The sequence below is a fragment of the Dehalococcoidales bacterium genome (genome assembly GCA_035529395.1).
GTDB lineage: Bacteria > Chloroflexota > Dehalococcoidia > Dehalococcoidales > Fen-1064 > DUES01.
Genome location: DATKWT010000104.1, coordinates 1 through 10,377, shown reverse-complemented (window position 1 = coordinate 10,377; position 10,377 = coordinate 1). Strand labels below are relative to the sequence as shown.

Below are 10,377 nucleotides of genomic sequence, written 5' to 3'. Positions count from 1 at the left end.
GAAAAGGCAATGACGGCGTAGTCGGTAAGCGGCCGCTGAGATTCGAGTCCTGCCGGTGCTTCTTGCTGACCTTTTTCGTGGAATACGCGCTCGCAGACGACATCCGAATAGCCATTCAGCAGCTTGTAGATGGCGTGGATGCCCAGGTTGGACATCCCCAGGTAGTAGGCGTTCGGGTACACCAGTGCAACCGGCAGCCGCCCTCCCCAGTCCTTGACGATGGTGCCGGTCTCGCGGGAGAGTGTGTGCTTTGGGTTGCTGTCTCTAGTCCTGACCATAGAATCTTATCGACCCCTCACCCTTATTACACCACGTGTCATTGCGAGCGTAGCGAAGCAATCTGGAAGGAAAGGAAGAGGCTGCTTCTTGGCTTGTTTGATATGTAGTGATACAGGGTCTACTAAGTGGACTTCGTGTCCTATACCACTTAGCCAGAATGAGTAAAAACCGGTAGCTCCCCCTACGTCCAGTATCCTTGAGGGAGTCTTAGTTAAGTAGCGCAAGATTATCTCTTGGGTTCTCACCCTTTCAAATTGGGACACACCGGTAAAGAGACGGTTTGATTCTATCCCTGATTTATAGTGTTCTACGATATCATCATCTATGCTCACACAACACCTATCCCCTAAAACGTAGTCGGACGTCTATCATTTCTTCAACAAATTCTCGATCGACCTAAACTCATCCGCTTTCTCGATGATTTCTTCGTAGAATTCTCCTTTGCTCCAATATACTTTGTAAGCATTAGCTCTACTTTTCGATGCAATGACTCTGTACTTATCGTTTAGAATCTCAATTGCACAACAGCTATCAACAGCCAACGCAACTCCCGAGGTTTTTTCCATCAACTCTCTGAGGTGCGGTCTTCTATCTTCCTCGGTGTCGTAGTGAGGACAATATAGCGCGTTGACAAGGTCTAGACCTCTGATCTTGATCAATCCAGCATGCGGAGTTGCAAACCTCCTTGAATCGGAACTACCATATTTGAACCAACATATTGCGCCGGCACTAACGCCAGACAAGACTATATTTCTCTGATATGCCTCAAGAAGTACTTCAGTTACACCGAGCCTTCTCCATATCCTTAACATCTTTAGAGTATTGCCACCACCAACATAGATAATGTTCGCGCTGAAAACCTTACCTTGTATTTCTGTTACACTAGGCCTTTCCTTAATCAGATGTAGTGTATCGACAGTACAACCGAGGGTTTGACCGAAGTGTCTATGGACAGTCTCAACATATGACTCTGAATCATCTGTGGCCGTTGGTATGAACAGCAGTCTCGGTTCTCTACTTCCACTTAGCCTAATAGTTTCCTTATCTATTTCGGTAGTCTCGACAGGTTGACCTGGACTTCCTATGTGGCCACCACCTATAGCAACTATCTTTCCCATCACACAAACAGCGCAATCACGAACAAGAGTAGAGCAATACCAGTGAGCACCCAACCAACCCTCTTGGACATAGGCCCTGAGAAGAGGCCCACCCCCAGAATGATGCAACTGGATGCCAGCAGTACCTCGGCACCCCGTGTTGCCAGGAGGATGCCGGTCGCCGTCGCCAGCATGCCTCCCACAATCAGCAGGTTCTCTGTCCTTCTCAGGAAGCGTACCATCCTGGCCTTGATGCTCTCACGAACAACCGGCTGGCTCTCCATACCTTCTACCCCCTGAATATCCTTACCCTTCTATTCGGGTCTTTGCCGGTGCTCTGGGAACCAAGGGCATTTCTCTCCGCAATCAGGTGCTGCAGCCGGCGGATATAGGCGCTCTGCGGGCTGAGCTCCACCGTTTCCTCCCCGGACATTACTTTGTCCACGGCCTCTTTCGCCTCGGTCAGGGCCTGCTCGAAGGAGCTTGATTGCCGGGGTACCTCGGTGGGGTAGATTGTGTTCAGCAACTGCCGTATCTGGGGTGGGGTATTGCCCCTGAGGACGAAGATGGGCACGTTAAACGCCTCCGCCTCCTTGACCTTCTTCGGCTTCTGGCGATAGTACTTCTTGGAGGTCACCAGCAGGGTGGCATTTTCCAGGCTGTTGGTCAGTTCCAGGCCCACCTGCATGTCGTCGGCTACCTGCTCCACCCTCCCCCGGTTCACCCCGAACAGGAAGAGCCGGTGGTTGCTGTCCTTCTTAATCGCCTGCTTCTGCACCGGTGTCCTTCGCTCGGTGACCTCGGGGACAACCCTCTCGATGTGGACCTCGCCGTTCTCGTCCGGCCAGCGGGTCTCGGTAGCCGGTGGCTGGCCGCGCAGGATGGTGTCGACTGCTTCACCGACATCGAGATGAATCGTCACCCGGTCCCAGTCCTGTATCTCGACCAGTATGTCGAAGGTCGGGGCGGACATGCGCTCCAGGATAGATTTCTGAGTGCCTCTCCGGCGGGCTTCTTCGTCGCCCAGGGTTACCGACTGTATCCCGCCGATGAGGTCGGCCAGGGTGGGGTTCATCATCAGGTTCTCCAGGGTGTTCCCGTGGGCGGTGCCGACAAGCTGTACGCCACGCTCGGCGATTGTCCGGGCCGCCTGTGCTTCCAGGGCGGTGCCGATTTCGTCGATAACAATCACTTCCGGCATGTGGTTCTCCACCGCCTCGATCATCACGGCATGCTGCATGCTGGGCGTGGCCACCTGCATCCGCCGGGCGTGTCCTATCGCCGGGTGGGGGATATCGCCATCACCGGCAATCTCGTTGGAGGTATCAACGATGATGACCCGTTTGCCGAATTCAGTACCCAGTACCCGTGCCACCTCGCGGAGCATGGTCGTCTTGCCCACGCCGGGGCGACCGAGCAGCAGGATGCTCTTGCCGGTCTGTACCAGGTCTTCGATGATGTGTATTGTGCCGTAGACCGCCCGACCGACGCGGCAGGTCAGCCCGACGGTGCGGCCCTTCCGGTTGCGAATCGCCGAGATACGGTGCAGCGTACGCTCTATCCCGGCCCGGTTGTCACCGCCGAAGCTGCTGATACGCTCGGTGACGTACTCGATATCTTCTTCGGTTACTTCCCCTTCATCAAGCGTGACCTCACGCCTGGCAAAGCGTGCTTCGGGTAGCCTGCCGAGGTCGAGGACTACCTCCAGGAGTTCCCTCCGGTCCTCCGTATCAACCAGCGGCTGGCGAATGCGGGGCGGGAGAACGTCCAGCAGGGCTTCCAGGTCATCGGTGATTGTTTTTTCCAAGAGTTACTTCTCCTTGGGAGAAGTCTGAATACTCTCCTTTATCAAGTGACTTCTCCGGATTGTAATTCCTCCATTCTAAACAACGAGAGTAATTCCAGCCCCTCCCTTTTCAGGTTGTTTCTGCACCTTTCATCACGCTCGATGACACATATTACATATTCAATTTGAGCACCGAATTGCTTTAGGTCATTTGCGCTCAAGATTATCTGTCCACCTGTTGTTACCACGTCTTCAATAATGCAGACCCTCTTGCCATTTATATCTATTCCTTCGGCAAGTTTACAGGTGCCATATTCCTTTGCCTTTTTTCTAACAAACACCACAGCCATATTAGTCTGGATTGACATGGCTGTCGCAATAGGTATGCCGCCCATTTCAAGACCCGCCAGAACCTCTGTCCCTTCCGGTATGAGTTTAGACAAATGGCCGGCAATTTCCGTTAGTAACCTGGGAGCAGATTCAAATAGATATTTGTCAAAATACTCATTCGATATCTGTCCTGAGCGTAATACAAAATCGCCTGTTAGATGAGAGACGTTGTATATCTTTCGGGCCAGTTCATTCCTGTTCATCTTTTAATTCCTCGTTAACAACACCCAGGAAATACTGGTGGAATCTCAGGTCGTCAGTAAGCTCGGGGTGAAATGCGCAGGCAAGGAGATTCCCCTGCCGGGCGGCAACGATAACGGGTTCGGCCACTGCCGGACCCGCACCGTCAGGCAAACGGGCAAGTACCTCCACACCGTTGTCTACCTCTTCGATGATGGGGGCGCGGATAAAGACACCGGGAAAGGGCTTCTCCCCGAGTACCGGTATCGAGAGGTCGGCCTCGAAGCTCTCCCTCTGCCGTCCGAAGGCATTGCGCCGCACCCTCATCGCCATGGTCGCCACGGGTTCCACGCGGTTGTCGACGACCTCCCGGGCCAGCAGAATCATCCCGGCGCAGGTCCCCAGTACCGGCATCCCCTCCCCCACCCTCCGGCTGATTTCACTGCGCAGGTTGTAGCTCAGCATCAGACCGGTCATGGTGGTGCTCTCACCGCCGGGAATAATCAGCCCGTCCAGTCCCACCATCTGGTGGGGTAAACGGACGGGCCGTGTGTCTACTTCCAGGTGTTTGAGTACGGCGATATGCTCGGCAAAGGCTCCTTGCAGGGCAAGGACACCTATCCTCATGTTACCATCCTCTTTGCGCCAGTAGCTCCTCAGGTTTTATTTGCTTGATATCCAGTCCGGGCATGGCTGCGCCCAGGTTCTTGGATACATCGGCGATAATCTGCGGGTCTTGGTAGTGGGTGGTCGCCTTGACGATTGCGTTAGCCATCACGTCGGGTTTGTCGGACTTGAAGATGCCGGAGCCAACGAAAACGCCATCAGCACCAAGCTGCATCATCAGGGCGGCGTCCGCAGGGGTTGCCACACCACCGGCGGCGAAGTTCACCACGGGGAGCTTGCCGATTTCATGCACTTCCTTCACCAGTTCAAACGGCGCGCCCAGTTCCTTGGCCTCCGCCATCAGCTCTTCTTCCGGCATGTTCACCAGCTTGCGGATTTCATCCATTACCGTCCGCATATGCCGGACGGCCTCCACGATGTTGCCGGTACCGGCCTCGCCCTTGGTCCGTATCATTGCCGCCCCTTCACCGATACGCCGCAGGGCTTCACCGAGGTTGCGACAACCGCAGACGAAGGGCACCTTGAAGTCGTGCTTCCAGACATGGTGCGATTCGTCGGCCGGTGTCAGTACTTCAGACTCGTCTATATAATCGACACCCAGTGCCTCCAGCACCTGGGCTTCAACGAAGTGGCCGATTCGGCACTTGGCCATGACCGGTATCGAGACAGTTTTCATGATAGCTTCGATTACTGTCGGGTCGGCCATACGGGCAACACCACCGGCAGCACGGATGTCCGATGGTACTCTCTCCAGCGCCATTACCGCGCAGGCACCGGCTTCCTCGGCTATCCTGGCGTGCTCCGGAGTGACGACGTCCATGATAACCCCGCCCTTCAACATCTGAGCGAGGCCAGTCTTGACCTTCCATGTCCCGGTTTCCATATGTGCCTCCTCACTCACCCGTAGGCTACTCGCTTATACAGTAGTATTCTACTACCGTTATTGCCGTTTATCAACATGGTGTACTCTTTGGTAAAACAAGCAGCAGCACAGTCATGCGACCGTTATTGTGAGCCGAAGTTCTAGCTTAAGCGAAGAGACAGCAAAGAATCTCACCGGGCAGACTGATTTTCAGGACGAACTGACTAAACCGACTAATGGCTTGAAGGCATCAGCTATCCCGCGTGCCGGTTTCAGGGTGGCGACGGTAGTACTCCAGGGTATTCCTGAGCGCACGCGCGCCACGTTCGATAGTGGGAAAGGCCGGGATGCCGATCTCCTGGAACTGCAGGACGATGTCTCTGACCTCCCTGGCAGCATCCGCGGTGTATAAGAAAACGAAGACCATCAGCGGCTTCGATGTCGATTCTTTGACCTGGCGCATCAGGTCGAGGCTGCCCTGGACCTGCTGGGGACTGATTTGCCGACCGGGTTTGGTTCCCGTGATACCTATCAGGTTGTCTATATTCGGGTCCTGCGCAACGATTCCCCAGACGCGGCGCATGTCACGGCGCACCGGCCCGGCCGTGTCTATCGGGTTGCGGTAGCTCCCGCCAACGATGTTGAAGAACGTCTCCAGTTCGCTGTAGGACTCCTGGGTGAGGCGGGGGACTCTCAACCCGACATCAACCAGGGCATCGGTGATGGCCACCGACTGTCCTCCCGAACCACCGATAACGGCCGTCCTGTCACCGCGGACCGGTGGAAAGTAGACGAGGGCCTTCAGGGTATCAATCATCTCTTCCATTGTGGTGACCTGGACTGCCCCGCACTGATTCACCGCGGCGTCCCATACCGTTCCGGTTACGGCCAGTGCCCCGGTATGTGAGGCAATCGCCCTCCCCCCGTCCTCGGTGCGGCCGCCCTTCCAAACCACCACCGGTTTACGGGCAGCCGCCCGCCTGAGAACACTGAAAAACCTTCTGCCGTCCTTCACGCCCTCCAGGTACATGCCGATAACCTTGACCTCGTGGTCCCGGCTGAAGTACTCGAGGAAATCCGTGGCCTCAAGTGCAATGCCGTTGCCGGAACTGACCGACTTGCTGATATCCAGTCCGAGGAGATGCGCATCCAGGCTGAAGGTCAGGGCCATGCTGCCGCTCTGCGAGATAAAACCGACCGGTCCGGGGGTGCCGCAGTACTGGTCCGGGGTCTGCTTAATGCCCAGTCTCGGGTTGAATATCCCCATACAGTTGGGACCGATGAGGTGAAAGTTGGCCTCTTCCGCTCTTGCTGCCAGTGCCTGCTCCAGCCCTCTTCCTTCTTCGGTATGGGTCTCGGAGAAGCCCGCCGTGAAGAAATGGGCGGCAGCAACGTCCTTGCGAATGCAGTCCTCCAGTACGTTCAGGGCTGCGTTTCTTGAAACCGCCACGATGGCCAGGTCAACCGGCTCGGGGATGTCGAGGAGGCTGGTATGGTTCTCCACTCCCAGGGCCTTGATATCCTCGATAGTCTCAGGGTTGACCTGCACCGAGTACAGCTTCCCCTTGAAGTCGAGTTCGCTGTGGAGCCATTCGAAGTTCGTCTTCCTGCTGTCACCAATAACGGCAACACACCGGGGGTTGAATGCCCGGTCCAACCTGTTGAAGTCTACTTTCAAGGTTTCTCCTGAGTGCCTCCACTAATGAAACTCATCTCCCACGCTGCGGCTATATTAGGCGGGTTGTCGACCGACTGTCAAGGAGTCTCTGCCTCGGCCGTCAGGAATGAAGCGGTCTCTTCGCCGGTATTCCCGGTCGGCGTGGGTACTTCTCCGGAGTGGGGGAGACCTTATCAACCACCACCAGAAGACGCCGGTCGGGGAACTCGGGCATATCTACCTCCCTTACCTCCCGGAGCTTCCCTCCCAGGGCGGTTATCGCGGCCTCCGCCCGCTTGATTTCCCAGTCGACGTTCCCCTTCTTATGGGAGATGAAGGTGCCGCCGACAGCACAGAAGGGTAGCGTCAGTTCCACCAGTGTCGGTAGTGGCGCGACCGCTCGCGACAGCACCAGGTCGAACGTCTCCCGGTACTGGTCGCTGCGGGCCAGTTTCTCCGCGCGTGTGTTGATAACCTCGACATCCTCCAGCCCCAGTTGCCCGCAGAGGTGGCGAAGGAAGTTCGTCTTCTTTGCCGTGGCCTCCAGAAGTAGCAGCCGTATTCCGGGAAAGGCTATTCTGAGCGGCACTCCCGGTATGCCCGCCCCCGTGCCCACATCAATGACCGCCGGTGATTTACCTGTTGATGGTTCCTCGGTTGGCGGTTGCCAGGCGAGCACCACGGTAAGGGCATCGAGGAAACCGCGCACCTGCACTTCCTCGTAGTCGGTGGTCGCGGTCAGGTTCATCCGTGTGTTCCAGTCAATAAGCTCCCGGTAGTAGACCTCGAACTGGTCAAGCTGCCCCGCACTGAGGTTAAGACCAAGTCTGCGTGTGCCGGAAATGAGTTTCTCCATGACGCTCACAATTATAGCACAGAGACACACGCTCACTTTTACAAGATACGGCGGCAAATCTACCGGGTACTTCTCGCTAGCCGACTATCCTGCGTTTAACTGTCTAACCGGCCTGGCTTCAATATAGCCCCGGTATCCCATCGGTTCCAGTTGGAACCTTGGACCGTCTTCATCCGCCCAGGCAAAGCCGTATAGCTCCGGATCGTAGCTTTTCATCACCTCCCACAGGTTTCCGATCGCCTGCTCAAACTTCTCCTCATCGTACGGTTGGCCCTGAAAGACCAACATCTTGCACGGCGGCAGGTCAATCAGCTCAAATCCCTCCGGGACTTTGTCTGCATAGTCGGCCGGCATTTCAACCCCTTGAGCATATACGGATGTATCAGGCCGACGCAGGTTTTCCGGCAGCCACATTCCGATAGGTTCATACAGCGCATCTTTAATACCGGTAAGAACACCCCATACCTCATCACACCCGACCTCTTCACAGTATTCAAAGTAATGTGTTGCCCTGACACCTCGTTTCAATATCAGCTTTCTTTCAGGACGGTCAACCACCTGGACAAAAACGGTATAAGTACTTGGCTTCTCAGACATGATACCCTCTCCTTGTTGCATTTTGAGGTAATAATCACGGATGCGAGTGGGCATAAAGAGTTTTAGCGGTGGCGTGTTTCTACTATAGTACCGGGGACTCATACCGAACTGTTTGGAAAACGCTCTGGTGAACCCTTCATGCGAATCGAACACAAAATCAAGCGCTACATCTATAATCCTGACATCCTCATCCCTGAGTCTAATGGCTGCCTGGGACAGCCGAACTGTTCGGATATACTCGAACGGTGTTTTACCAGTCAATTCCTTGAAAATTCTTGCGGAATGCCACGGAGAATACCCACCGGCTCGCGCGAGCATGCGCAAGGTTATGGGTTCCGCAGTATGCTGTTCAATATAGTCCTGCATACGTTGGACCGCTTTTATCTTTTCCCAGCTTTCCATGCTTTCCGTGTTCTCACCTCCTTGTTAAGAATAGCACACAGGACTAGATTCAACTTGACCTGTTTTGCTGAGAACCAGTAACCTGCCTCGGATGGTGTGGCGTGTGTGATACTGCGCCGCTCACTTCAGGGCGGGATGGCGGTTTCCTTGCCTGATTACGTCCGTTTAACACCTTACAGATGGAGGTAAAACGTGTTAGTATGACAGTAATATCAATAAGCAACAAGAGAGTGGAAAGGAGTAGAAATGGCTTACAAGTACTTAATCTATAAGAAGGACGCAGACAGGCATATCGCTTATGTCACGATTAACCGTCCGGAGCGGATGAATGCCCTGCACCCACCAGCTCACCCGGAGTTCTGGGAGGTCTGGAGTGATTTTCGGGACGACCCTGAGATGTGGCTTGGTATTCTCACCGGCGCTGGTGAGAAAGCCTTTTCAGCCGGTAACGACCTGAGATACCAGGCTGAACAGGCGGGGAAGAACGAGCCCAGGATTCCGTCACCACCGGGTGGCTTTGGGGGAATTACCAATCGTTTTGATTGCTTCAAACCCATGATTGCCGCCGTCAACGGTTACTGCCTGGGGGGAGGGCTGGAGATGGCCCTTGCCTGCGATATCATCATTGCCGCCGACCACGCTCGCTTCGGGCTTCCGGAGCCAACCGTGGGTCTTAATGCCGGTGCGGGTGGTCTTCATCGGCTGCCACGACAGCTACCACTGAAAGTAGCGATGGGAATGATACTCACGGCCCGACACATCACTGCTGACGAAGCATACCGCATCGGGCTGGTAAATGAAGTAGTCCCTCTCAGCGAGTTATGGACATGTGTAGATAGCTGGGCAAATGACATCTTGCGCTGTGCACCACTGTCGATTCGCTCATCCAAAGAGGCGGCTATGAAAGGCCAGGATATGACGCTCGGGGTTGCCCTGAACCATGGTTTTCTCATGTCTCAGCAGATGGCACAGTCCGAAGACTTCGTGGAAGGGCCAAAGGCTTTCAGCGAAAAACGACCGCCAAACTGGAAGGGACGCTAGCGGAATAGCTTCAGGCTGGTGGTTGATAGGCGTCGGGTCGGGTGAGGTCACCGTATAGCTCCGGGCGGCGGTCGCGGATAAAGTCCACCTCGAACTCGCCCGGCTTGACTACGAGACGTTTCTGTCTGGCCTGTGCCAGGCTGACTTCGCCGTAGAGTATCTCTTCCTTCCTGGCGCTGCCGCTGGCAAGCGTGTCTCCCCAGGCGTTGGCAATCTTGCTCCGGCCGAGGAACCTGACGCCGCGCTCGACGCCGACACGGTCCACAGCGACCACGTGGACCTTGTTCTCCAGGGCGCGGGTATTGATGACGTACTTCGGGATATGGTCCCGGGTCCCGGGCCAGTTGGTAGGCAGGGCGAGGATATCAGCGCCCTGTAATGCCATGATACGGGAGCTTTCCGGGAAGTTGCAATCGTAGCAGATGTGCATCCCGATGTTGCCGACCGGTGTCTGGTGCACCTGGAACGGCCTGTCCCCGGGGTCTACGAAGCGGTCGACACCGAGGAACGGCAGGTGATTTTTACGGTATTTGCCCACCAGTCCCTGCGGCCCAATCAGCGCGGCGGCGTTGTAGCATTTGTCGCCGTCTACTTCGAGTAGTC

12 protein-coding genes are annotated in these 10,377 nt (G+C 55.5%); 1 reads left to right on the top strand and 11 read right to left on the bottom strand.

Annotated elements, in window-relative coordinates:
- From VMW13_06735 to VMW13_06690, 10 genes are all read right to left on the bottom strand, one after another.
- A partial coding sequence (locus tag VMW13_06735) for a hypothetical protein (protein ID HUV44510.1) occupies window positions 1-278 on the bottom strand: 278 nt, incomplete at its 3' end.
- Window positions 279-647: 369 nt separating this feature from the next.
- A complete protein-coding gene (locus VMW13_06730) occupies window positions 648-1,397 on the bottom strand; it encodes a peptidase E (GenBank protein ID HUV44509.1) in 750 nt (249 codons plus the stop codon).
- Window positions 1,397-1,660 (bottom strand): hypothetical protein, encoded by a 264-nt coding sequence (locus VMW13_06725; protein ID HUV44508.1) that lies wholly within the window; start codon window positions 1,658-1,660, stop codon window positions 1,397-1,399. Before VMW13_06725 ends, VMW13_06730 begins: the two co-directional genes overlap by 1 nt.
- A 5-nt stretch (window positions 1,661-1,665) precedes the next feature.
- Window positions 1,666-3,183 carry a R3H domain-containing nucleic acid-binding protein gene (locus tag VMW13_06720; protein HUV44507.1) on the bottom strand — a complete coding sequence of 506 codons (1,518 nt, stop codon included), beginning with the start codon at window positions 3,181-3,183 and terminating at the stop codon, window positions 1,666-1,668.
- Between the two features lie 41 nt (window positions 3,184-3,224).
- Window positions 3,225-3,755, bottom strand: coding sequence for an orotate phosphoribosyltransferase (gene pyrE, locus VMW13_06715; protein ID HUV44506.1), 531 nt, complete (start codon window positions 3,753-3,755; stop codon window positions 3,225-3,227).
- Window positions 3,742-4,359: a pyridoxal 5'-phosphate synthase glutaminase subunit PdxT gene (gene pdxT, locus VMW13_06710; protein ID HUV44505.1), complete on the bottom strand. Its 618-nt coding sequence runs from the start codon at window positions 4,357-4,359 to the stop codon at window positions 3,742-3,744. The genes pyrE and pdxT overlap by 14 nt, the downstream gene beginning before the upstream one ends.
- Window position 4,360: 1 nt before the next feature.
- Window positions 4,361-5,242, bottom strand: a complete 882-nt coding sequence (pdxS, locus tag VMW13_06705; protein HUV44504.1) for a pyridoxal 5'-phosphate synthase lyase subunit PdxS — start codon at window positions 5,240-5,242, stop codon at window positions 4,361-4,363.
- A 229-nt stretch (window positions 5,243-5,471) separates the two neighbouring features.
- Window positions 5,472-6,899, bottom strand: a complete 1,428-nt coding sequence (locus VMW13_06700; GenBank protein HUV44503.1) for a CoA-binding protein — start codon at window positions 6,897-6,899, stop codon at window positions 5,472-5,474.
- A 100-nt stretch (window positions 6,900-6,999) separates the two neighbouring features.
- A complete protein-coding gene (gene rsmG, locus VMW13_06695) occupies window positions 7,000-7,734 on the bottom strand; it encodes a 16S rRNA (guanine(527)-N(7))-methyltransferase RsmG (GenBank protein HUV44502.1) in 735 nt (244 codons plus the stop codon).
- 84 nt (window positions 7,735-7,818) lie between these two features.
- On the bottom strand, window positions 7,819-8,331 hold the full coding sequence (locus VMW13_06690) for a hypothetical protein (GenBank protein ID HUV44501.1): 513 nt from the start codon (window positions 8,329-8,331) through the stop codon (window positions 7,819-7,821).
- Window positions 8,332-8,979: 648 nt separating this feature from the next.
- On the opposite strand from VMW13_06690, the gene VMW13_06685 reads away from it, so the two are divergent.
- The gene (locus VMW13_06685) at window positions 8,980-9,774 is read left to right on the top strand and encodes an enoyl-CoA hydratase-related protein (protein HUV44500.1); all 795 of its coding nucleotides are present in this window, start codon (window positions 8,980-8,982) and stop codon (window positions 9,772-9,774) included.
- 10 nt (window positions 9,775-9,784) lie between these two features.
- Here VMW13_06685 and VMW13_06680 read toward each other — a convergent pair.
- Window positions 9,785-10,377: carbon-nitrogen hydrolase family protein (locus VMW13_06680; protein ID HUV44499.1), on the bottom strand; the 593-nt coding region annotated here is incomplete at its 5' end.